This is a genomic window from Micromonospora sp. RL09-050-HVF-A (assembly GCF_019374995.1).
Lineage (GTDB): Bacteria > Actinomycetota > Actinomycetes > Mycobacteriales > Micromonosporaceae > Micromonospora > Micromonospora antibiotica.
In genome coordinates, this window is sequence record NZ_JAGKQP010000002.1 from 1,555,688 (window position 1) to 1,577,710 (window position 22,023).

The window sequence follows — 22,023 nt, forward strand, 5'->3', positions numbered from 1 at the left end:
AACGGGCGGCGGGGCAGGGTGGGCGACGCGGTCCCGGAAGACGGACGGCGGCCCGACCGGCTCAGCCGATGGTGGTCAGCCTGGGCAACACCTCGTCGGCGACCCGTCGGGTGAACTCCACCGGGTGCCGGTCCGGGGTGACCTGCACCTCGGTCACGCCGAGCGCCGCGTACTCGGCCACCTCGGCGAGGAACGCGTCCACGTCGGCCAGCGGCGGTCGCATCACGATGACCGTCTTGTCGATGGTGTCGTAGTCGCGGCCCTCGGCGGCGCAGTGCCCGCGCAGCACGTCCAGCTTGTGCGCCACCTCGGCAGGGCTGCTGCCGAACAGGTTGCAGGCGTCGGCGTACCGGGCCACCAGCAGCAGGGTCCTCTTCTCGCCGCTGCCGCCGATCATGACCGGCGGGTGGGGCCGTCGCAGCGGCTGCGGCGAGTTGAGCGTCTCGGCCAACCGGTAGTGCCGGCCCTCGAACGGCCCGTTGTCGTCGCTCCACATCTGCCGGCAGATCCGCAGCGTCTCCTCCAGCCGTTCGAACCGCTCGGCCACCGGCACCACCGGCACCCCGAGGCCGTGCTGCTCGCGCTCGTACCAGGACGCGCCGATGCCGAGCCGGGCCCGGCCGCCGGAGAGCACGTCCAGGGTGGTCACGATCTTGGCGAGCAGCCCCGGGTAGCGGTACATCACGCCGGTGACCAGCACGCCGAGCGTCATCCGCGAGGTCCGCGCCGCGACGAAACCCAGCGTCGTGTACGCCTCCAGCATCGGCTCCTCGGCCGGGGCCATCGCCTCCATCTGGAAGTAGTGGTCCATCACGGTGAACGATGCGACCCCGGCCTCCTCCGCGATCGTCGCGGTCTCGATCAGCGTCGGTGCGATCGCCGCCGGATCGGTCGGGGTCGAGTAGTTCCAGTAGTGCAGTCCGAGTCTCATGCCTCGCCCACCTCCACACCGATCCTAGTGGCGTACGGGGTCACCCGCCCCGGCTGCCGCCGGCGACGCGTCGACGTCCAGCACCGCGCGGGTCAGGGCGGCCAACCCCGTCTCCCAGCGCTCGTCGGGCCAGTCCCGCAGGTGTTCCACCAGGTCGCTGCGCACTGCCGCCAACAGGGCGTGGGCCAGGTAGTCCGCCGACGCGGGGCCGCGCGCCTCGGTGACGAGCGCGACCAGCAGGACGTGCCACTCCTCGTACGACCCGGTGCGGTAGGGGCTGCCGTCGCCCGCGTTCTCCAGGGCCAACGTCAGCACCCGGCTGTCCCGTTTGAACCGCACCACCTCGCGGAGCAGGTGCAGGGCACGCTCCGCCGGCGGCCCCGTCGGGGGCGTCGCCGTCAGTACCGCCCGCAACTGGTCTCCGCGCTGCGCGTACAGGGCCCGGAGCAGCCCCATCCGGTCGCCGAAGCGGCGAAACAGCGTGCCCTTGCCCACTCCGGCGGCGGCGGCGATGTCGTCCATCGAGACCTGGTCGGGGTCGGTCGCGGCATCGAACAACCGATCAGCGGCGGCCAGTACGGCCGTCCGGTTTCGTGCCGCGTCGGCGCGCACCCGCTCTCCCCTCGCAAAACGGACCGCCAGTCCGCTACAGTGAAACGGACCGGCCGTCCGCTATGGTAACCACCCAGCGGGACGGCACCGACGACCAGGGGACAACCGTGTCGAACCCTTCCACCGCCCTGTTCCACCGGGCCATGCACCTGTTGCTCGCCAAGGACATGCCGGGATTCATCGCCCTGTTCGCCGACGACGGCGTCATGGAGTTCCCGTTCGCGCCGGCCGGGCAACCGAGCCGGGTCACCGGCCGGGCCGCCGTGCACGACTACCTCATCGACTATCCGGAGATCCTCGACGTTCGCGAGATCACCGAGGTCACCGTGCACGAGACCACCGATCCGGCGGTGCTCGTCGCCGAGTTCACCGCCGGTGGCGTCGTCGTCGCCAGCGACCGGCCCTACCGCCTGCGGTACATCGCCGTGCTGACCATCCGGGACGGCCACATCGTGCACTACCGCGACTACTGGAACCCGCAGGCCGCACAGGACCTGCTCGACGGCGGGCTGGTGCGCTCGTGATCCTGGTCATCGGCGGCACCGGGACGACCGGCCGGCTCGTCGCCGCCACCCTCGCCGACGCCGGCCGCCCGGTCCGCGTCGCCAGCCGCCGGGCCTGCGCCGGGGACGTCCGCTTCGACTGGTACGACCCCGGCACCCACCACGCCGCACTGGAGGGCGTGACGGGCGTGTACCTGGTCCCACCCGTCGGCGAGGTCGATCCCGCACCGGTCATGCTGCCGTTGCTGGAACTGGCCCGCACCCGGGGAGTGCGGCGGGCCGTCCTGCTCAGCTCCTCGGCGATCGAGGCGGGCACGCCCGGCCTGGGCGAGGTGCAGGCCCGGCTGGGTGGGCTCTTCCCGGAGTGGGCGGTGCTGCGGCCCTCCTGGTTCATGGAGAACTTCGTCGGTGACCGTCCGCACGGGGTGAGCGCCCGGGAACGCGGCGAGATCATCAGCGCCACCGGCGACGCCCGGGTCGGCATCGTCGATCCGGCCGACATCGCCGGGGTGGCGGTCCGCGCCCTCACCGATCCGACGTCGCACGACACCGAGCACCTCATCACCGGCCCCGAACGCCTGAGCTATGCCGACATCGCCGCCGTCCTCACCGACACCGGCGGCCGACCGGTCCGGCACCGTGCCGTCAGCGAGGCCGAGCTCTCGGCGTACCACGAGGCCAACGGCCTGCCAGCCGACTTCGCCCGGTTCCTCGCGAGCCTGGACACGGCGATCGCGGCCGGCGCGGAGGACCGGACCACCAGCACCGTCGCGGACGTGACCGGCCGCCCACCCCGCTCGTTCCGGGACTTCTGCCGCGACCGGCTGCCCGGTGACCCCCGATCCACCCCGGACCGCGCCCCGACACCGACCTGACGGGTCGGCCGGACGACGACCGAGGGTGCCGCCGTCGGGTGCACCCGCACGCGCTGCGGCGATGCTGACCGGTGGCGCGACGGCGCGCGGGGCGGGCAACCCGGTCGTCGCCTGCCCCGCGCCCGGGTCGCTCAGCCGCGCCGCCACTTCTGGTTGGCCCCGCCGGTGCACTCCCAGATGACCAGCCGGGCACCGTCCGCGCTGTTCGCGCCCTGCACGTCGACGCACTTGTCGGCCTGCGGGTTGACCAGGTCACCGGCACCACTGAGGACGAACTGCTGGGCCGGGTTGCCGCTGCACCTGGCCAACTGGACGACCGCTCCGTTGGCGGTCGAGCCCCAGGCCACGTCCATGCACAGCCCGAGCGCCCGCACGGTGCCGTCCCCGGCGAAGGTCCACCGCTGGGCGTTGGTGCCGTTGCAGGTCCACAGTTGCAGGTACTGGCCGTCCACGCCGTTGGAGTTGGGCACGTCGATGCACTTGCCGGCGTACCCGACGAGCTGGCCGGCACCGCCACCGCCGGTGGTGGTCAGCGACAGCCCGTACGCGCCGAGGATCTCGTTGACCGGCTGGTAGACGGTGGTGCCACCGGAGGTGCAGTCGCCACCGGCACCGGAGGTGACGCCCTGCGCCTGGTTGCCGGAGACGAACGCGCCACCCGAGTCGCCGGGCTGGGCGCACGCGCTGCTCGCCACCAGGCCGTACACCAGGGAACCGGAGTAGTTGACCGTGACGTCCCGGGCGGTGATGGTGCCGCACCGCCAGCCAGTGGTCCGGCCGGACCGGCAGACCGCGCTGCCGACGGCGGCCTCCGCCGAGCCGGCCACCGCGGTCGTGCCGCCGTTGTAGGTGTTCACCGTGGGCGTGGCCACCCACGAGGAGTTGGTCTGCACCCAGGCGTAGTCGTTGCCCGGGAAGGACGAGCCCCGGAAGGTGCCCTGCGCGACGCCGCTGCCGCTGGTGGTGCTGCCCGCCCCACCGCAGTGACCGGCGGTGACGAAGCCACCGGCGACGGCGAAGCCGACCGAGCAGAGGGTGTTGTTGTTGATGACGTACTGGTCGCCGCCCCGGATGTCGTAGACCGGGCGGTAGGACTGCGCGGCGACGACCGGTCGGGTCGCGTCGGCGGTGCCGGTGGCCTCGGCGAACGCCCGGGCCGCAGCGGTGTCGGCGGCCTGGATCACCACGCTGTTGCTCGCCGGGTCGACATACCAGGAGTGCACGGCCGGGCCGGCCCGGCCGGCCGCCCGGTCGAGGGTGGCCCGGGCCCGGTCCAGCTCGGCCAGGCTCCGCCGGACCACCTGCGGCTGGGCGCCGGCACGGCGGACCCGGGCGGCGTCGGCGGCCGTGGTCACCCCGACCACCAGGCTGCTCCCGTCCCCCGCGACCCAGGACCCGCCGTACGCGACGCCCAGCTCGGCCCGGAGCCGACGCTCGGTCGACGGCGCAGCGGCCTCGACGACCGTGCGGAGGCGGAGCTGCTCGTCGGTCAGACCGAGATCCCGGCGCAGCGCCGCCCGTTGCCCGGCGGGAAGGCCGGCGGACGGGTCGACGGCGGCCGGCGCGGACGGGTCGGCCGGCGCAGTGACCGGTGCGGCCCCGGCGGGCGCGGCGGCCAGCGCACCGACCAGCGTCGCGGCCCCGAGAACGGCACCCAGGTGACGGATCATTCTGCACCCTCCAGAGCTGTCGACGGATGTGAGAGCGCTCTCAGACAAGAATATTTACTAATTGAGGGACATCTGTCAATGCAACGTCGCCGGACCGGTCGGCGGTCAGGCCACCAGGCCCGCCGGTTTCCCGAGCGCCCTTCGCATTTCCCTTGATCGGGATTAGGCTCTGCGCAGTCCGGAGTGGACGACCACGGAGGTGCCCATGAAGAAGATGACCGTCCGTCGTACGAGTGCACTGCGTCTGGTGTCCGGCGCCCGCCGGCTCTGGATCGAGTGGTGCTGGTAACTGCCGGCCCGGCGGGCGCCCCCGGGCGCCCGCCCTCGGCGACGCCGGCCCGACCGTGACCGACGAGCCACCGCCCTACGACTGCCACCGCGACCACGGGCCGTACGCCGGGGTCGCCGACCTGCTCCAGCGGATCGCCGCGGACCGCCCCCGGCTGGCCGCCCGGCACCGCACCGAGCTACGGGCCATCGCGCCCCGGCTCGACCCGGCCGCCCGCGCCGCCGCCGACGAGGCGCCGATCCGGTTCCACCCCGCCCGGCGCACCGCCGCCCTGGCCTACGGCGCGACCGAGTTCGTGGCGGCCTGGGCGGGCACCCTGCGCCGACCGGTCACGCTCCGGTTCGTCCACGTCGGCGCGGCCGACGAGACCACCCACGAGCTGCTCGACGCGCTGGCCGGCCGACTCGGGGCGTACCCGGTGCGGCTGGAACTGTGTGACGACGGCCCGGCCCTGCCGGCCGTCGACCTGAGCCCGGCGGCGCTGCGCACCGCCCTCGGCGAGAGCCTGGCCGGCGGCTTCTACCACCACGCGGCCCGCACCGCCCGACAGGGGCGTGCCCTGGTCACCCCGGCCGACGACCTGCCGCACTGGTGGTCGTTCACCACCGGCCTGGCCACCGCCCTGGCGGCACTGGACCAGGCCACCGAGGCGCTCGACCTCTACCACGAGACCCGGACCGTCACCGACGATCCGAAGATCACCATGTCGGCCGCGTACGCCACCGCGATGTTGTACGCCCGGCACCTGCCGGCCGCCGCCCAGGCCCCGGCACGGGCGCGGCACTGGCTGGCGGAGGCGCTCCGGCTCGCCCACACGGTGCCCGACCCCCGGCAGCGGCTCCTCTCGACGGTCTTCTACGAGCAGGGCGTCGCCCTGCTGGACAGCCGGGCGGGCGAGCCGGAGCGGGCGCTGCGGCTGATCGACGACGGGCTGGCCCGGCTGACGGCGGTGCTCGCCCCCGGTGAACGCCCCCAGGACGTGGCCCGGCTGCGCCACAACCGGGCCCAGGTCCACCTGGCGCTGGGCGACCCGCAACGGGCCCTGGCCGAACTCGACACCGTGATCGGCCACGACCCCGACAACTGCGAGTACTACGTGGACCGGGCCGCCCTGCACCGGGCCGCCGGGCGACACCGGGCCGCGATCCGGGATTACGGCAGCGCGATCCGCCTCGGGCCGCACCTGCCGGAGGCGTACTACAACCGGGCGGTGCTCCAGCAGGAGCGGGGCCGCACCGGGCGGGCCCGCGACGACCTGGACCGGGTGCTGGCCATCGAGCCCGGACACCTCGATGCCCGGATCGCCCTGGTCAACCTGCACCTCGGCCGGGGAGCCCTCGACGTCGCCGAGACGGGGGCGCGGGCCGGGCTGGTGCTGGCCCCGCACGAACCCGCCCTGCTGTGCACCCTCGGGCTGATCCGCTCGGAGCGCGGTGCGGCGGCCGAGGCCGAGGCGCTGTTCAGCCGGGCGTTGGCCGGCGATCCGGAGCTGGTCGAGGCGTGGACGAACCGGGCCGCCGTCCGGTTCGACCGGGGTGCGGTGGCCGACGCCGTGGCCGACCTGGACCGGGCGGTCGCGCTGTCGGCGGCACCGGTGCCCCGCTACAACCGGGGCACCGCGCTGGCCCGGCTGGGCCGGTGGGACGAGGCGGCCCGGGACTTCGCCGCCGCGCTCGCCGCACCCGAGGTGGACCGGTCACTGCGTCGCGAGCTGCGCACCGCACTCGCCCGCTGCCGCCGCACCTCCTGACCGGCCGCACGTGGCGGTGGCGACACCGGGTGGGCAACGACGTCGGGTGCGCGGGGCCGGGCCGTCCGCCCGACCCCGCGCACCCCGTGGTCGACCGGTCAGCTGCGCAGGCTCCACTGCTGGTTGGTGCCGCCGTTGCAGGCCCAGAGGATCAACTTGGTGCCGTTGGCCGTACCGGCGGCGTTCGCGTCCAGGCAGAGCCCGGACTGCACGCCGGTGACCGTGCCGTTGGCGTTGACGTTCCACTGCTGGTTGGTGCCGCCGTTGCAGTCCCAGATCACCACCTTGGTGCCGTTGCTGGTGCCCTGCCCGGAGGCGTCCAGGCACTTGTTGCCATAGACCATCAACTGCCGGCTGGCGGTTTGGGTCCACCGCTGGTTGGCCGCGCCGGTGCAGTCCCAGAGCTGGGCCTGGGTGCCGTTGGTGGTGCTGGAACCGGTGACCTCGGCGCACCGGCCGGACTGCACCCCGACGAGCTGCGCGCCCTGCGTCGGCGGGTTGGTGGTGCCCTGCACCCCGGCGTTGGCCATCACGGTCTGCGCTGCCGAGGGCCAGCTGTTGTTGCTGACCACGGTGTTGTTGTTGACGACGTTGCCCCGGTCACCGTTGGTCACGTTGGTGCTGTTGTTGGTCGACCAGTTGTTGGTCACGGTGAAGTTGCCCATGTTCTCGGCGTACCAGTAGTTGGCGGTGGCCCAGGTGCCGGTGGAGGAGAAGACGTTGTTGCGGGCGGTGTAGTAACGGGAGCCCTCGTCGAAGTAGAGCCCGAACCAGCCGTTGGTCCGCAGGCAGTAGTTCTCGTTGATGGTCCCGCCCGGGTTCGCCGACAGCGTGTAGAGGCAGCCACCGTCGGTCATCTGCTGCATCACGTCGTGGATGTAGTTGCCGACGACCTGGTTGTTGGCCGCCGTGGTCGCCGTCGAGTAGCGCGGCTGGTAGTTGTACAGCCCACGGTTGGCGTAGTGCTGGCTGCCGCCCGCGTCGTTGGCGCCCCAGCCGTAGCCCACCGACAGCCCGGTGTACGGCATGTTGTAGACCTCGTTGTGCGACACCAGCGAGGTGTTGACGTACGTGGTCAGGATCGACACCACACCCCGGTACTCCAGTCCGAGGTCGTGCACCCGGTTGTTGCTGATGGTGATGTTCCGGTTGGTCATCCGCTGGTCGCCCGGGTGGTGGGCGTCGGCGCGCACCCCGCCGACGACGATGCCGCCGGCCGAGTTGCGGGCGATCTCGGAGCGGGTGACGGTGATGTTGCTGGCCCCCAGGCCGACCCCGCTGGCGTGCGCGTTGGCGTCGTTGCCGATGCCGATGGCGGTCTGCCCGAGGTTGACGAACTGGGAGTCGCCGAAGGTGATGGTGTTGGCGGCGGAGACCTGCACGGCGGCCGGCATCTGGTTCCAGTTCGGCCGGGTCGCCTCGAACAGCGGGCAGCCCTCCTGGCAGGAGGTGAGCGCGTCGGCCGGGCGGGCCCAGGTGCCGGTGATGTGCGCGCCGGTCTGCTGGTCGGCGAAGCCGTTGCTGCTGCTCGGGCCGAGCCAGCTGGTGCCGGTGAAGGTGATCCCGCTGAACGCGATGTGGTGCGCCGGGGCGTCGTAGCTGCCACCGACGTTCACCAGCGACGACAGCTGCGGCAGCTCCACGCTGACGCTGTTCATGTTCTGCCCGGCCAGCGGGATGTAGTTGAGCTGCCCACTGCCCGGATTGAGGTACCACTCCCCCGGGCTGTCCAGGAACTCGTACGCGTTGGCCAGGTAGAACGGGCCGGCACGGTGCGGCTTGGACAGGGTGTCGAAGCCGAAGGTGTTGTTGTTCCAGGCCGGCTGCTGCATGGTCAGGAAGTTGCCGCTGATGCTCTGCACCGGCGAGTACCGGTCGGTGAACGAGCCGACGCTCTCCACCTCGACCCGGTTCTGGTTGCCCAGGTTGTTGAGGTAGCTCAACGCGCCGTTGCTGAACCGCATGCCGCTGGTGGTGAAGGTGAAGTCGGCCCGGTTGACGGCGGTCCGCGCCCGGGTGGCGACCGCGCCGTTGACGTAGAGCTGCCGGCTGTCCAGCCCGGCGGGCACGCTCGCCCGCCAGATGTTCTTCCCGGCGTCGACCTGCGACCAGCCGGTGACCGCGCGCGCCCCGCTGAGCTGCGGGCGGGCGGAGGCGGCGGCCCGCCAGGTCACGGTGTAGCCGTTGGTGCCGGAGTCGGCGGCGGTGAACCGCAGCGGCGCGGCCAGCCGGTAGACGCCGTCGGCCAGCTCGACGACGATGTCGCCGGACATCCCGGCGGTACGGGACCGGACGGCGTTCTGCGCCTCGGTCAGCGAGCAGGGCTGGCTGCTGGAGCAGGCGGTGCCGCTGCCGGCGGGGGACGCGTAGAGGGTGGTGGTGGCGGCGAGGGCGGGACCGGCCGGGGCGAGCACGGCGACCGTGGCGGCGAGCGCCGTGGCGGCCAGGCCGGCCAGCACCGGCCCGCGCCGGGCGGGTGATGTCGGGACGGACACGGGTGGGACTCCAATCCTGGTGGGGTGGTGGGGTGCCCCCGGTCGCGGTGGAATCACGCCGCGGCCGGGTCGAGCAGCCCGGCGGCCCGCAGCGCCGGCCACAGCGCCGCCGGGACGTCGGCGTCCGCGCGGGTCAGCGCCTGCGTGACCTGCGCGCGGTTGCGCAGGCCGACGACCGTCGAGACGACTGCGGGAGGGGAGCGGACGAAGGCGAGCGCCGCCTGCGGCAGGGTGACGCCGTACGCCTGGCAGACGTCGGCGATCCGGTGGGCCCGGTCGATCAGCTCCGGTGGGGCCTGTTGGTAGTTGTAGGTGGCGTCGGCCGGGGGCCGGTCCTGCGACAGCAGGCCGGAGTTGTAGACCCCGGCGATGACCACGCCGACGCCCCGGCGTTCGGCGGCGGGCAGCAGGTCGGCCAGCGCCCCCTGTTCCAGCAGGGTGTACCGGCCGGCGCACATCACCACGTCGACGTCGGTCTCCTCGACGAACCGGGTGAGCAGGTGGGACTGGTTCATGCCGGCCCCGATGGCCCCCACCACGCCCTGGTCGCGCAGCTCCACCAGGGCGGGCACCGCCTCGGTGGCGGCCTGCTCCCAGTGGTCGTCGGGGTCGTGCAGGTAGACGACGTCGATCCGGTCCAGGCCGGTGCGGGCCAGGCTGGACTCCAGCGAACGGAGCACGCCGTCGCGGCTGAAGTCCCAGACCCGCCGGTGGTCGGCGGGCACGTCGAAGCCTTCCGGGTCGCGCCGGTGGGCGTCCTGCGGCGACGGTACGAGCAACCGCCCGACCTTCGTCGACACCACGTACTCGTCGCGCGGCCGGGTACGCAGCGCCGCGCCGAGCCGCCGTTCGGACAGGCCGAGCCCGTAGTGCGGTGCGGTGTCGTAGTAGCGCAGGCCACCCGCCCAGGCGGTGTCGACGGCGGCGGTGAACTCCTCGTCGGTGGTGGCCCGGTAGAGGTTGCCGGCCTGCGCCGCGCCGAAGCCCAGCGCGGTGAGGCGTACCGCCGGTCGGCGCGGCAGCGGGCGGGCGTTCACGACGGCTCCAGTCGGTAGACCCGCCGGGCGGTGTGCCGCCAGATCGCCGCCCGCTCATCGTCGCCGAGCGGGTCCAGCAGTCCCGCCAGCGTGTCGACCCAGCGTGGGTAGGAGCTGGCGAGCAGGCAGACCGGCCAGTCGGAGCCGAACATCAACCGGTCCGGGCCGAACGCGTCGAGGGCGTGTTCGACGGCGGGGCGCAGGTCCTGCGGTGTCCACGGTGCCCGGTGCACCTCGGTGACCAGGCCGGACAGTTTCGCCGTGGCGTTGGCCGCGCCCGCCAGGGCGTGCAGGTCGCGGGCCCACCCGTCGAGGTCCGTCCCGCCCAGCGCCGGTTTGCCGAGGTGGTCCAGGACGAACCGCACCTCGGGCAGGTCGCGGGCGAGCCGACCGGCCGCGCCCAGTTGGTGCTGCCGCACCAACAGGTCGAAGGCGAGACCGGCGGCGCCCACCGCGGTTATCCCCCGCCGCACGTCGACCCGGTCGAGGAACGCCGGGTCGGGCTCGTCCTGCACGGAGTAGCGGACGCCGACCAGCAGGTGGCCGCCGCGCGCCGCCCGCAGCCGGCCCAGTCGTTCGGTGACGTCCGGGGCCGTGACGTCCAGCCAGCCGACGACCCCCCGGATGAGCGGATCGTCGGCGGCGACGCCCAGCAGGTCCACCGTCTCCGCCTCGGTGGAGTTGGCCTGCACCAGGACGGTCCCGGTGACCCCGACGGGACGGGTGACCCGGGCCAGGTCGGCCGGGGTGAAGTCGGCGTCGATGGCGGCCATGGTGGCCGGGTCGATCCAGGGTTGCGGGTGCCGGGCCCGGACCCAGAGGTGGTGGTGGGCGTCGACGGTGCCGGGCGGTGCGCTCATCGGCCCAACCATCCGCCGTCGACGGGCAGGACGATGCCGTTGACGTAGTCCGACGCCGGGGAGGCCAGGAACACCGTGGCGCCGGCGAGGTCGTCGGCGTTTCCCCACCGGCCGGTCGGGATGCGGGCCAGGATGGCCCGGTCGCGTTCCGGGTCCTCGCGTAGCGCCCGGGTGTTGTCGGTGGCGATGTAGCCGGGGGCGATGGCGTTGACGTTGACCCCGTGCGCCGCCCACTCGTTGGCCAGCGCCCTGGTCAGCCCGGCGATGCCGGACTTGGAGGCGGCGTATCCGGGGACGGTGATGCCGCCCTGGAAGCTGAGCAGCGACGCGGTGAAGATGATCTTTCCGTGGCCCCGGGCCACCATCGCCCGGCCGATCTCCCGACTCAGCACGAACTGGCTGGTCAGGTTCACCTCGATGACGTGGTCCCACATCTCGTCGGGGTGCTCGGCCGCCGGGGCACGGGCGATGGTGCCGCCGTTGTTGACCAGGATGTCGACCGGGCCGAGGTCGTGCAGGTCACCGACGAGCCGGCGGACCGCGGCCCGGTCGGCCAGGTCGGCGCGCAACGCGGTGAACGAGCGGCCCGCCGCGCGTACCCGGCGCTCCACCTCACTGCCGGTGGCCTCCAGCTGCGCCGAGACCCCGATCACGTCGGCGCCCGCGACGGCCAGCGCCTCGGCCATGGCCAGCCCGATGCCCCGGCGTGCGCCGGTCACCACGGCGGTCCGGCCGGACAGGTCGAACAGGGCGCTCACCGGTGTGCCTCCACCAGCTCGTCGGGCCGGTGGTGCCGGGCGCGGTGGCAGACCACTGCCTGCATGCGTACTCCCTCGTGGGTCGGGGTCAGTTCCTGACGGCGGACGGCAGGCCGTCGTGGTGGTGCGCCGGGGTGCCGGGCAGCGGCGTGACGTACCGCTGCGGCCCGGCGACGATCTGGTCGTTCTCCGCCAGCAGCCGGCGTCCGGCCCGTTCCGGCCGCACGTTGGGTCCGTCGGGTGTGGGCACGTCCGAACGGCGGGGATGGGTACGGATCTCCTCCTCGGCGACCGTGACGCCCAGGCCCGGTGTGTCGCCGAGGACGAACGCCCCGTCCTCGACGTACAGGTCACGGGTGATCCCGACCGGGGGCCGGAGGTCCTGTAGCTCGCTGACCAGGTGGTTGGGCACCGACGTGGCGGCGTGCAGCAGCCCCACGGGGCTGTTGCCGATCGGGCTGACCGGCAGGTCGTAGGCGTGCGCCAGGGCGGCCACCCGCAGGAAGTGGGTGACCCCCCAGACCGCGGCCATCTGCACGATGTCCACCGCCGCCGCGGCGATCAGCGGCCGGTACTGTTCGAGGCCGGTGAGGTTCTCCCCGGTCGCGACCGACGCCCGGATACCGCGACCGACGACGGCCAGGCCCTCGGCGTCCCACCGTCGGACGGGTTCCTCGATCCAGACGAGGTCCAGGGTACGTTCGAGTTCGCCGACGTGCCGGACGGCCTGCTTGCGGGTCCACGCCTCGTTGACGTCGAGCATCAGGCCGGGGCGCTGCCCCCGACCGGCCTCGGTGAGCACGTCCCGGACCACGTGCAGCCGGTGCCGGTCCCGCTCGATGTCCAGGCCGCCCTTGAGCTTGGCGGCCCGCAGCCCGTGTCGGGCGTAGACCGTGTAGGCCGCCACCAGCTCGTCGTCGTCCAGGCCGATGTCGAGGCCGGACGCGTACGCGGGCACCCGCCGGTCGCGTCCGCCCAGCAGCCGCCAGAGCGGTTGCCCCGCCGACTGGGCCTTGATGTCCCACAGCGCGGTGTCCAACGCCCCGATCGTGCCGAACACCGTGCCGGCGTGGCCCGCCTTGAAGGTCTGCCGCAGCATCCGGTCGTAAAGGGTGGTCACCGCGCGGGGGTCCTCGCCGTCGATCGCGGCGAAGATCCGTTCGAGGTCGGTGTGCGGTCCGAGGCCGACCCCGGTGATGCCCTCGTCGGTCTCGACCACGATGATCGGCACCGTGGTCACCCCGTCGGTGAAGACGCCGTTCGCGTCGCCGACGGGCCGACCCCACTCCTGCACGGTGGTCAGGGTCCGGTATCCGGTGATCCGCATGTCAGCCCTTCGTAGCACCGGCGGCGACACCGTCGGCGATCTGACGCTGGAGAAAGAGGTAGATCACCAGCACGGGTACGGCGGCGATCAGCACCCCCGCGGCGAAGGTGGGGATGTCGGCGGAGTACTGCCCCCGCAGCGAGGTCACCCCGACCATCAGGGTCCGGTGCTCGGCCGAGGGCATCAGCAGCAACGAGATCAGTACGTCGTTCCAGCAGAACAGCGCGTTGAGGATGCCGACCGACAGCAGGGCCGGGGCGCCCAGCGGCAGCATGATCCGCCGGTAGACACCGTAGACGTCGTTGCCGTCGATCCGGGCCGCGTCGATGATCTCCGGGGGTATGGTCCGGTAGTAGCTGGTCATCAGGAAGATGGTGAAGGGCAGGAACTGCGCCACGTAGGCGAGCACCAGCCCCGGGTAGGTGTCGACGAGACCGGCGTCGGACATGATCCGCGCCAGCGGCACCATGATCACCTGGAACGGCACGAAGAGCGCCGCGAGGCAGCACAGGAAGAGCACCGACGAACCCCGGAAACGCAGCTGGCTCAACGCGAAGCCGGCCATCGACCCGAACAACAGCAGCAGGAGCACCGAGACCGTCACCACGACCACCGAGTTGGTCAGGTAGCGGGCCATCCCGACGCTGTTCCACGCCGCCGCGACGTTGTCCCACCGCAGGGAGTCCACCAGCGAGAAGCGGTCGAGGACGTAGTCGCGGCGGGTCTTCATCGCCACGTTGGCGGTGAAGACCAGGGGGTAGACGGTCGCCAGGGCCAGCACGGCCATCGGCAGGGCCAGCAGCCACCGACCCCACCGGACACGGGACATCACGCCTCCCTCACCGCCCGCCGGAGCAGGCTGATCTGCAGCAGCCCCACCACGAGCATGATGAGGAAGAGCACCGTCGAGGCGGCCGAGGCGAGCGCCGGCCGGTTCATCTGGCCCTGCTGGATCCAGATGTAGTACTCCGGCAGGTAGGTCGACCCCTCCGGGCCGCCGCTGGTCATCACGTAGAGCAGGCCGAACATGGAGGTCAGCATCCCGATCATCGTGGTGACGAAGACGAACTGGATGGTGCGGGCGAGGCTGGGCACGATCACGTGCCGGACGGTCTGGGGCAGCGACGCGCCGTCGACCCGGGCGGCGTCCAGCAGCGAGGCGTCCAGGGTGGCGAAGCCGGCGAGGAACACCACCAGCGCCATCCCGAAGGTCGCCCAGACGTGCACCCCGACCACGACGAACATCGCCACGTCCGGGTCGCCGAGCCAGTCCACCGGCCCGATGCCGACCCCGCCGAGCAGGGCGTTGAGCGGGCCGTCGAAGGCGAGCAGCAGGTTGAAGATGGCCCCGACGATGACCGGGGACAGCACGGCCGGAAAGAAGTAGACGCTGCGGTACAGCCGGTGCCCGGGGACCCGCAGGTAGATGAGGGTCGCGAGCAGGCCGGGGATCGCCACCGCCACCGGCAGCAGCAGCACGAGCAGCCCGACGTTGCCCAGCGCGTCCCGGAACAGCGGGTCTCCGAGCAGCTCCCGGTAGTTGTCCAGGCCGACCATCAGCCCGTCACGGTCGCCGTCACCGGTGAAGGAGAAGTTGACCCCGAGCAGCAGCGGCCAGAACCGCAGCAGCGCGAGGATCAGCAGGGCCGGGGCCAGCAGCACGAAGGGGGCGAGCCGTTCCGCCCGGCGGCCACCCCGGCCGCGCCGCGAGACGGCGGGGGCGGGGGTACGGATCTCGGCGGCGTCCCGCCGGCCCGGCCGGTCGGGGCCGGACGGACCGACGGTACCGCCTCGGGAACCGGCACGGGGTCAGCCGGCCTGATCGGAGGCGGCCAGCTGCTTCACCGCCTCGTCGACGCTGATCGAGCCGCTCAGCAGTTGCTGGGAGAGCCGGCCCATCAGCTCCAGGGTCTTGGAGGAGAGCGCCACGTGCAGGGCGGGCTTGCCGGCCTTGAGGTCGGCGACGATGGTGGCCACGGCCGGGCCGCCCTGGGACACGTCGATGGTGGTGTCGGCGGCGATCGCCCCGGCGTCGGCGTAGAAGGACTTCAGCGCGTCGGTCGAGGTCAGCGAACGCACCAGGTCGGCGGCGACCCTGGGGTCCTTGGTCCATCTGGCGACCCCGTAGCCGATGCCGCCGTCGTAGGGCAGGCTCGGGGTGGCCCCGGGTACGACGACGGGGGCGCGCATCACGCCGAGCTTCTCGGCGGTGAGGAACTCGCTGAAGTCCTTCCAGTGTCCGACGTCCGACATCAGCCCGATGACGTGGGCGGCCTTCGCGGACTGGAAGATCGCGAAGGAGTCGTTGAACATCGCCGTCGAGTTCGCCCCGTCGCTGTTCAGCTTCGCGTCCTGGGCCTCCTTCCAGAGCGCGAAGATCCGCTTGACGTGCGGCGAGGTCCAGTCCCGCTTGCCGGCGATCCAGTCGTCGTACTCCTGCGCGCTGAACACGCCGGAGCCGAAGGCGGAGAGGAAGAACTGGATGCCGTAGCCCTCCTTGTTGCCGAGGGCGAGGCACTTCGCGCCGGTCTGCCGGGTGATGGTGGCGCAGTCGGCGAGGAACTTCGACCAGGTGGTGGCGGGGCTGGCGGGGTCGAGGCCGGCCTTGTCGTAAAGAGCCCGGTTGTAGTAGATCGGGTGGCCCTGCAGCGTCACCGGGGCGGCGTAGGTCTTGCCGTCCTTGGTGAACGCGTCCCAGCCGGCGAGCCGCTGCCGGTCGTCGGTGAGGTACTCGTCCAGGGGCAGCAGCGCGTCCGCCCGGTCCCGGATCTGGCCGCCCCCGTTGAACAGCATCACGTCCGGCCCCTTACCGGCCTGGATCGCCGTGCCGAGCAGGGTGTAGTACTGCTCGAAGGGCTGGGCGACGAACTCGACGGTGACGTCGGGGTGCTTCCTGGCGAAGTCGGCCTTCGCCTTCTCCAGGTACGCCCGGGCGGACGCCTCGCCGGACTTCCAGTCCCAGACGACCAGCTTCCCGTCCGCCCCGCCGGACGGGGAACGCGTCCCGCCGGCGCTCCCGCAGCCGGCCAGCGCCAATGCCGCGACGAGAACGGCTGACCACACTGCTCGGTGCTTCATCGCTGCTCACTTTCGACGTCGGCCGACCCCGCTGAATCGAGACACTTGGATTGACGAGAAAGTAACTCGTATGACGTATGACGTCAACACTGGGACGTAGAATTCGCCGCAGGCAGGTCGTGGCGCGGTCCGCGGAATCCACTGGAGGGGACATGACGGCACGGGAGATCACCCTGAACACGGCAACGCCCCCGAGCTGGGCACGACGACCCGCCAACCTCGCGACCGCCGTCACCGCCGAACTGGTGGGACGCATCGTACGCGGAGTTCACCCGCCCGGCGCCCCACTGCCTCCCGAGCCGGCGCTGTGCGAGGCGTTCTCGGTGAGCCGCACGGTCGTCCGGGAGGCCGTGAAGATCCTCCAGGAGAAGGGCCTGGTGCAGGTCCGCCAGGGCAGCGGCACCATCGTCACCCCACCGTCGATGTGGGACATGCTCGACGAACTCGTGCTCTCCGCGACGATCGCCGAGGACGACAGCCTGACCATTCTCGACGACCTGGTGGCCACCCGGCGGGTGCTGGAGTCCGACATGGCCAACGTCGCCGCCCGGCTGGCCGACCAGGAGACCGTCGACCGGCTGCGTGCCCTGGTCGACCGGATGGACGAGCTGGTCGACGACCAGGTCGCCTACCACGAGCACGACCGGGCGTTCCACGACGTGATCATGCAGGCGTCCGGCAACCGGATCGCCAGGGGCGTGGTGCGGTCACTGGAGAGCCAGGTGGTCAACACCGCCCGCTACATGGGCCGCTCCGAACGGGCGCTGTGCGTGGCCTCCAACCGGGGACACCGGCGCATCTACGAGCGCATCGCGGCCCACGACCCGGACGGCGCCGCCGCGGCCATGGTCACCCACATCACCGAGGCCTGGCTGGTCCGGCGCGGCGGACCGGACACCGGGCGATTGGTGCGCTGACCCCCGGCGGCGGGTGGATCACCCGTCGCTCCCGCCCGGCGGACCGGGCCCGCAGGGGGACCCCGATGACGCCCGCGTAACCAACGAACGTCAATGGCTTGCGGGTGTTAACGATAACAAGATACCGTCGGCCGCGGGAGCGAAGGGCACGCCTCCCCCGCTCCACCCCCGGGATCCGGGCGGCGGAGCGGAGTGCGGGCACGGGCGACGTCGGTGGGACACCTCCGGGCACCTCCGTGGACGCTGCGCGCCGCCGGGTCGCATCGACACCTCGACACACCCGGATCCCCCGGCGCACGTCGTCCACCGCCACCGTGGGGTCCTGACACGACCGCGCGCCGACTGCGGTGCCGTCCCTGGCAGGCCGGGAGCGCGATCGCCGACCGTGACGCCACACCCGCGTACCCGCACGGCGGGCAGTCCGGACGAGTCCCGACAGCACCGGCTCACCGGCCGGGGTGTCGGCGGAGTCCGGGCAGGCCACCGAGGCGTGACGCCCCACGACACGCATCGCCCATACTGGGAGGTACTGGTGAAACCCGCACTGCCACCCCTGACCCGACTGCGGCGCTCCTTCGCCTGGTTGACGGCCCTGCTCCTGGTCTCGACCCTGCTCCCGGCCGGCACCGCGAAGGCCGACAACCCCATCGTCCAGCACATCTACACCGCCGACCCGGCCCCGCTGGTGCACAACGGCCGGGTGTACCTCTACACCGGCCACGACGAGGACGGCTCGACCTGGTTCACCATGAAGGAGTGGCGGGTCTGGTCCTCCGCCGACATGGTCAACTGGACCGACCACGGCTCGCCGCTCAACGTCGGCACCTTCAGCTGGGCGAAGGCGGACGCCTGGGCGGGCCAGGTCATCGCCCGCAACGGCAAGTTCTACTGGTACGTGCCGGTGACCGCGAAGTCGACCAACTCGATGGCCATCGGGGTGGCGGTGAGCGACAGCCCCACCGGCCCGTTCCGGGATGCCATCGGCCGCCCGCTGGCGGCCAACGGCGAGATCGACCCGACCGTCTTCATCGACGACGACGGGCAAGCGTACCTCTACTGGGGCAACCCCAACCTGTGGTACGTCAAGCTGAACGCCGACATGATCTCGTACTCCGGCAGTGTCACCAAGATTCCGCTGACCACCGCCGGATACGGCACCCGCAACGGCAACGCCACCCGACCCACCCTCTACGAGGAGGGCCCCTGGGTCTTCAAGCGCAACGGGACCTACTACAACGTCTTCGCCGCCGAGTGCTGCAGCGAGTTCATCGGCTACTCCACGGCGCCCGGCCCCACCGGGCCGTGGACCTACCGGGGCACGGTCATGCCCCGCCAGGGCGGCAGCTTCACCAACCATGCCGGAATCGTCGACTTCAACGGCGGGTCGTACTTCTTTTACCACAACGGCGCGCTGCCCGGCGGTGGCGGCTACACCCGGTCGGTCGCGGTGGAGAAGTTCACCTACGGCACCAACGGCACCATCCCGACGATCAACATGACCAGCACCGGCGCACCGCAGATCGGCACGCTCAACCCGTACGTGCGGCAGGAGGCCGAGACGATCGCCTGGGGCTCCGGCATCGAGACCGAGGCGTCCAGCGAGGGCGGGATGAACGTCGGCTTCATCGAGAACGGCGACTACATCAAGGTCAAGGGGGTCGGCTTCGGTACCGGTGCGACGTCCTTCAACGCCCGGGTGGCCTCGGCCGGCAGCGGCGGCACCATCGAGGTCCGGCTGGACAGCACCACCGGCACCCGGGTGGCGAGCTGCTCCGTGCCGGTCACCGGCGGCTGGCAGAACTGGCAGACCGTCTCCTGCCCGGTGTCCGGCGCGACCGGCACCCACGACATGTACCTGCGGTTCACCGGCGGCAGCGGCACCCTGTTCAACGTCAACTGGTGGCAGTTCAACGGCAGCGGCACCACCCCGACGCCCACCCCGACCGCGACGCCCACCACGACGCCCACCGCGACCCCCACCCCCACCCCGACGACCCCGGCCCCGACGACGCCGGCTCCGACGACCCCCTCCGGAACGACCTGCGCGGCCACCAACACCGTGGTCAACACCTGGCAGGGCGGCTTCGAGGGCAAGCTGACCATCACCAACGGGTCCGCCCCGATCACCGGCTGGCGGGTGAGCTTCACCCTGCCCAGCGGGCAGACGGTGGCCCAGGCGTGGAACGGCACCCTGACCCAGCAGGGCAACCAGGTGACCGTCACCAACGCCGCCTACAACGGGCAGCTCGGAGCCGGCGGCTCCACCACCGTCGGCTATATCAGCTCGACCACCGGCAGCAACCAGCCACCGACCGACCTGACCTGCACCCCCGCGTGACCCCGTCGCGCGGCTGACAGTCGCGCCGGCCCGCTCCGCCCCACCGGGGCGGGCCGGCACCCCACCACCGACACCCACTACTCACCCGGACGGGCGCCAGCCCGTGATCCGGTCCACTGGAGGTTCCCATGTCCCCGTCCCTCAACCGACGCCAACTTCTCCAGGCCGCCGGCGCCACCGCGCTCGTCTCCGCCGCGGGTGGCACCCTACTCGGATCCGGGCCGGCCGCCGCGGCGCTGGTGGTCCCCCCGGCCCGATCGGACCTCGGTGTCTCCGCGTACCCGTTCGAGCTGGGGCAGGTCCGGCTGACCGCCGGCCGGCTGCTGGACAACCAGAACCGGACACTGAGCTACCTGCGGTTCGTCGACGTCGACCGGATGCTCCGCAACTTCCGGGCCAACCACCGCCTCGGCACCAACAACGCCGCCTCCAACGGTGGCTGGGACGCGCCGTCGTTCCCGTTCCGCACCCACATGCAGGGGCACTTCCTGACCGCCTGGGCGCAGGCGTACGCGGTGCTGGGCGACACCACCTGCCGGGACAAGGCGAACTACATGGTGGCCGAGCTGGCGAAGTGCCAGGCCAACAACGGCGCGGCCGGATTCACCGCCGGCTACCTGTCCGGCTTCCCGGAGTCCGACTTCGCGGCCCTGGAGGCCCGGACGCTGTCCAACGGCAACGTGCCCTACTACTGCATCCACAAGACCCTCATGGGGCTGCTCGACGTGTGGCGCTACATCGGCAACACGCAGGCCCGCTCGGTGCTGCTGGCGCTGGCCGGCTGGGTCGACACCCGCACGTCGCGGCTGAGCTACAACCAGATGCAGTCGATGCTGGAGACCGAGTTCGGCGGCATGAACGAGGCGTTGACCGACATCTACCAGCACACCGGCGACGGGCGTTGGCTGACCGTCGCCCAGCGGTTCGACCACGCAGGCGTGTTCAACCCGCTCGCCAGCAACTCCGACCAGCTCAACGGCAAGCACGCCAACACCCAGGTGCCCAAGTGGATCGGCGCGGCGCGGGAGTTCAAGGCGACCGGCACCACGCGCTACCGGGACATCGCCAGCAACGCGTGGAACATGACCGTCAACGCGCACACCTACGTCATCGGCGGCAACAGCCAGGCCGAGCACTTCCGGCCGCCGAACGCGATCGCCGGGTACCTGACCAACGACACCTGCGAGCACTGCAACACCCACAACATGCTCAAGCTGACCCGGGAGCTGTGGCTGCTCGACCCGAACCGGGTCGCGTACTTCGACTTCTACGAGCGTGCCCTGCTCAACCATGTCGTCGGCGCGCAGAACCCGGCCGACGGGCACGGCCACGTCACCTACTTCACCCCGCTCAAGCCGGGTGGCCGACGGGGCGTCGGGCCGGCCTGGGGCGGCGGCACCTTCAGCACCGACTACAACTCGTTCTGGTGCTGCCAGGGCACCGGCATCGAGGCCAACACCAAGCTGATGGACTCGATCTACTTCTACAACGACACCACGCTGACGGTGAACCTGTTCGTTCCGTCGGTGCTGACCTGGTCGCAGCGCGGGATCACGGTCACCCAGAGCACCAGCTACCCGGCGAGCGACACCAGCACGCTCACCCTCTCCGGGTCGATGAGCGGCTCGTGGGGCATCCGGGTGCGGATCCCGGCCTGGGCCACCGGCGCGACGATCGCCGTCAACGGCGAGACGCAGAACGTCGCCACCAACCCCGGCAGCTACGCCACGGTCACCCGCACCTGGGCGGCCGGCGACACCGTCACCGTACGGCTGCCGATGAAGGTCGTCGTGCAGCCGAGCAACGACAACGCCAACGTCGCGGCCCTCATGTACGGCCCGGCGGTGCTGGCGGGCAACTACGGCAACACCGGCCTGAGCGCCCTGCCGTCGTTGAACGCCTCGTCGGTGACCCGGACGAGCACCAGCACCCTGGCGTTCACCGCCACCGCGAACGGCTCCACGGTCAACCTCGGACCGTTCTACGACGCCCACGGCTTCAACTACACGGTCTACTGGAACACCAGCGGTGGCAGCAACCCCGGTGGTGCCAGCTCGCGACTCGTCAACGTCGGCAGCGGCCTGGTCCTCGGCATCCAGAACATGTCCACCGCCGACGGCGGGCTCGCCCTCCAGTGGGGTGACACCGGCACCGCCGACCACAACTGGGTGGTGGTGACCGACGGCGACGCCGTCCGGTTCCGCAACGTCAACAGCGGCAAGGTCCTCGGCGTGGAGAACATGTCCACCGCCGACAACGCCCGCGTCCTGCAGTGGGCGGACAACGGCACCGCCGACCACCGCTGGGTCCTGCTGAACCAGGGTGACGGCACCTACAAGATCCGCAACGTCAACAGCGGGAAGCTGCTCGGCATCCTCAACGGCTCGACCGCCCAGGGCGCCCAGGCCGTACAGGACTCCGACAACGGCAGCGCGGACAACCGGTGGCGGATCGTCGCCAACCAGTAGCGGTTGGCCTGGACCGGCCGCAGGTCCGCCACCGCCGGCGAGACGGCGGCGGACCTGCGGCCTGACGAATGGGGCTGCCCCGATCGGGGCAGCCCCATTCCGTTTGCCCCTGAAC

General features: G+C 71.9%; 17 protein-coding genes. 6 read left to right on the plus strand and 11 right to left on the minus strand.

What is annotated here, in order from left to right:
* Positions 1-61 precede the first annotated feature (61 nt).
* Complete coding sequence (locus J7462_RS07120) at positions 62-931, minus strand: LLM class F420-dependent oxidoreductase (protein WP_219462870.1); 870 nt, start codon at positions 929-931, stop codon at positions 62-64.
* A gap of 24 nt (positions 932-955) precedes the next feature.
* The gene (locus J7462_RS07125) at positions 956-1,543 is read right to left on the minus strand and encodes a TetR/AcrR family transcriptional regulator (RefSeq protein ID WP_219462873.1); all 588 of its coding nucleotides are present in this window, start codon (positions 1,541-1,543) and stop codon (positions 956-958) included.
* A 107-nt stretch (positions 1,544-1,650) separates the two neighbouring features.
* On the opposite strand from J7462_RS07125, the gene J7462_RS07130 reads away from it, so the two are divergent.
* Together J7462_RS07130 and J7462_RS07135 are read left to right on the plus strand one after the other, a co-directional pair.
* Positions 1,651-2,067 (plus strand): nuclear transport factor 2 family protein, encoded by a 417-nt coding sequence (locus tag J7462_RS07130; RefSeq protein WP_308290798.1) that lies wholly within the window; start codon positions 1,651-1,653, stop codon positions 2,065-2,067.
* Positions 2,064-2,921 carry an NAD-dependent epimerase/dehydratase family protein gene (locus J7462_RS07135; protein ID WP_219462876.1) on the plus strand — a complete coding sequence of 286 codons (858 nt, stop codon included), beginning with the start codon at positions 2,064-2,066 and terminating at the stop codon, positions 2,919-2,921. Before J7462_RS07130 ends, J7462_RS07135 begins: the two co-directional genes overlap by 4 nt.
* Positions 2,922-3,052: 131 nt before the next feature.
* Here J7462_RS07135 and J7462_RS07140 read toward each other — a convergent pair whose 3' ends face one another.
* A complete protein-coding gene (locus tag J7462_RS07140; RefSeq protein ID WP_219462877.1) occupies positions 3,053-4,591 on the minus strand; it encodes a ricin-type beta-trefoil lectin domain protein in 1,539 nt (512 codons plus the stop codon).
* 344 nt (positions 4,592-4,935) lie between these two features.
* On the opposite strand from J7462_RS07140, the gene J7462_RS33210 reads away from it, so the two are divergent.
* Complete coding sequence (locus tag J7462_RS33210) at positions 4,936-6,630, plus strand: tetratricopeptide repeat protein (RefSeq protein WP_219462878.1); 1,695 nt, start codon at positions 4,936-4,938, stop codon at positions 6,628-6,630.
* A 98-nt stretch (positions 6,631-6,728) separates the two neighbouring features.
* Here the strand turns inward: J7462_RS33210 and J7462_RS07150 are convergent, their stop codons facing one another.
* From J7462_RS07150 to J7462_RS07185, 8 genes are all read right to left on the minus strand, one after another.
* Positions 6,729-9,125, minus strand: a complete 2,397-nt coding sequence (locus J7462_RS07150; RefSeq protein WP_219462880.1) for a ricin-type beta-trefoil lectin domain protein — start codon at positions 9,123-9,125, stop codon at positions 6,729-6,731.
* 53 nt (positions 9,126-9,178) lie between these two features.
* Positions 9,179-10,162 carry an aldo/keto reductase gene (locus J7462_RS07155; protein WP_219462882.1) on the minus strand — a complete coding sequence of 328 codons (984 nt, stop codon included), beginning with the start codon at positions 10,160-10,162 and terminating at the stop codon, positions 9,179-9,181.
* The gene (locus J7462_RS07160; RefSeq protein ID WP_255597622.1) at positions 10,159-11,022 is read right to left on the minus strand and encodes an amidohydrolase; all 864 of its coding nucleotides are present in this window, start codon (positions 11,020-11,022) and stop codon (positions 10,159-10,161) included. The genes J7462_RS07155 and J7462_RS07160 overlap by 4 nt, the downstream gene beginning before the upstream one ends.
* Complete coding sequence (locus tag J7462_RS07165; RefSeq protein WP_219462885.1) at positions 11,019-11,780, minus strand: SDR family NAD(P)-dependent oxidoreductase; 762 nt, start codon at positions 11,778-11,780, stop codon at positions 11,019-11,021. The genes J7462_RS07160 and J7462_RS07165 overlap by 4 nt, the downstream gene beginning before the upstream one ends.
* 88 nt (positions 11,781-11,868) lie before the next feature.
* Entirely contained in the window at positions 11,869-13,107 is a 1,239-nt protein-coding gene (locus J7462_RS07170; protein ID WP_208566745.1) for a mandelate racemase/muconate lactonizing enzyme family protein, read from the minus strand.
* A gap of 1 nt (position 13,108) precedes the next feature.
* Positions 13,109-13,936, minus strand: coding sequence for a carbohydrate ABC transporter permease (locus tag J7462_RS07175; protein ID WP_208566746.1), 828 nt, complete (start codon positions 13,934-13,936; stop codon positions 13,109-13,111).
* Positions 13,936-14,769, minus strand: coding sequence for a carbohydrate ABC transporter permease (locus J7462_RS07180; protein ID WP_219462887.1), 834 nt, complete (start codon positions 14,767-14,769; stop codon positions 13,936-13,938). Before J7462_RS07180 ends, J7462_RS07175 begins: the two co-directional genes overlap by 1 nt.
* 147 nt (positions 14,770-14,916) lie before the next feature.
* The gene (locus tag J7462_RS07185; RefSeq protein WP_219462889.1) at positions 14,917-16,185 is read right to left on the minus strand and encodes an ABC transporter substrate-binding protein; all 1,269 of its coding nucleotides are present in this window, start codon (positions 16,183-16,185) and stop codon (positions 14,917-14,919) included.
* 152 nt (positions 16,186-16,337) lie between these two features.
* On the opposite strand from J7462_RS07185, the gene J7462_RS07190 reads away from it, so the two are divergent.
* The 3 genes from J7462_RS07190 (at position 16,338) to J7462_RS07200 (ending at position 21,908) form a co-directional block, all read left to right on the plus strand.
* Positions 16,338-17,102, plus strand: a complete 765-nt coding sequence (locus J7462_RS07190) for a FadR/GntR family transcriptional regulator (RefSeq protein WP_219462891.1) — start codon at positions 16,338-16,340, stop codon at positions 17,100-17,102.
* A 583-nt stretch (positions 17,103-17,685) separates the two neighbouring features.
* Positions 17,686-19,440: a family 43 glycosylhydrolase gene (locus J7462_RS07195; protein WP_255598279.1), complete on the plus strand. Its 1,755-nt coding sequence runs from the start codon at positions 17,686-17,688 to the stop codon at positions 19,438-19,440.
* Between the two features lie 128 nt (positions 19,441-19,568).
* The gene (locus tag J7462_RS07200) at positions 19,569-21,908 is read left to right on the plus strand and encodes a beta-L-arabinofuranosidase domain-containing protein (protein ID WP_219462893.1); all 2,340 of its coding nucleotides are present in this window, start codon (positions 19,569-19,571) and stop codon (positions 21,906-21,908) included.
* The last annotated feature ends 115 nt before the right edge of the window (positions 21,909-22,023 follow it).

Coding starts and splice junctions, on each gene's coding strand:
- J7462_RS07120 (WP_219462870.1), bottom strand. CDS start 931: ATGAGACTCGGACTGCACTACTGGAACTACTCGACCCCGACCGATCCG.
- J7462_RS07170 (WP_208566745.1), bottom strand. CDS start 13,107: ATGCGGATCACCGGATACCGGACCCTGACCACCGTGCAGGAGTGGGGT.
- J7462_RS07185 (WP_219462889.1), bottom strand. CDS start 16,185: ATGAAGCACCGAGCAGTGTGGTCAGCCGTTCTCGTCGCGGCATTGGCG.
- J7462_RS07175 (WP_208566746.1), bottom strand. CDS start 13,936: ATGTCCCGTGTCCGGTGGGGTCGGTGGCTGCTGGCCCTGCCGATGGCC.
- J7462_RS07160 (WP_255597622.1), bottom strand. CDS start 11,022: ATGAGCGCACCGCCCGGCACCGTCGACGCCCACCACCACCTCTGGGTC.
- J7462_RS07140 (WP_219462877.1), bottom strand. CDS start 4,591: ATGATCCGTCACCTGGGTGCCGTTCTCGGGGCCGCGACGCTGGTCGGT.
- J7462_RS07200 (WP_219462893.1), top strand. CDS start 19,569: ATGTCCCCGTCCCTCAACCGACGCCAACTTCTCCAGGCCGCCGGCGCC.
- J7462_RS07190 (WP_219462891.1), top strand. CDS start 16,338: ATGACGGCACGGGAGATCACCCTGAACACGGCAACGCCCCCGAGCTGG.